Annotated in this window: 1 protein-coding gene; it reads left to right on the top strand. The window is 65.7% G+C overall.

Annotated features, from left to right (window positions below):
* Positions 1–131: 131 nt before the first annotated feature.
* Positions 132–1,019: hypothetical protein (locus ACGFZW_RS38910; RefSeq protein WP_393898067.1), on the top strand; the 888-nt coding region annotated here is incomplete at its 3' end.

Raw genomic sequence — 1,019 nt, forward strand, 5'->3', positions numbered from 1 at the left:
TTGCCGTTGTGGTCGAAGTGCTGCCGGATACAACCCCGGGCCTTCGCCGCACACGCTTCGTTTTGCCGGCTCACGTACCTGAGGATCCCTGCGATCAGAACGCCGAGGTACCGTCTGCCGTCCTTACCGCCTTGGCTCTGGCCGAACCGCGGCGTGTACCGATGCGGGTCTGGGCGGCGCTCGCCCGGGCCCTCGATCCGTCAGCAGTGGACGAGGCCGGTCTCCAGCAGCTGGTGAAGGCGAATGCCGAGCTTTTCGTAGTGGACCCGGCGGGTGTGAGTTTCCGCCACGAATACCTTGCCGACCGCTTGCAAAGCACGGCAAGCGCCCAGTCAGTGTCGGCTGTTGACACGGAGATCGTGGACTGGCTGCGCGCACACGAAGTGGAGATACGCCACCCCCGCGGGTGGGCTGAATCAGGGCCCGTGGGCCGATACGCAGCTCACGGCCTCGCGATGCACGCCTCACGCGACGGGCAGCTTCCCATGATCCTCGATGACGGCGTAGCGCTAGCGAACATTGGGCAACGAGAGCTTCTGGACGCCGCTTGCGCCACATCCAAGCACGGTGTGGCCACGACGGACACTGCAGCTGGCGATGCCCGCCATCTGTGGCTCTGCGGGGTGCAACCCAAGGGCGATCAACCGGTCTGGGCCGCTTGGCTTCACCTCACCCACACCGCGCGGAGTCGTTGGGATGTCGTACGTGGCATCGAAAACTCCGGCATCCATTTCCCGTGGACGACTTGTTGGGCCTCGTGGCGGCCGCCTGGCAGCATCGCCCCTGAACTTGTCGAGCACGGCAGCGTCGACACGCTGATGCACGTCGCACACGGTGGCCGTCCGGCGATTCTCGCCATTGGTCCAAGTACTGATCGACAGGCACAGATCCGCGACGTGAGCACCGGATCCCTGGCCGCCAGTCGCTGGAAGGGCGACATACCGGAATCCCTCTCGTCGCACCTCACCGTCCCGCTCGGTCCTGACAAGCAGCCGCTGCCTGACGCAGCCAGGCACGCC

It is taken from the genome of Streptomyces sp. NPDC048248, from assembly GCF_043201875.1.
In the GTDB taxonomy this organism is placed as follows: Bacteria; Actinomycetota; Actinomycetes; order Streptomycetales; family Streptomycetaceae; genus Streptomyces.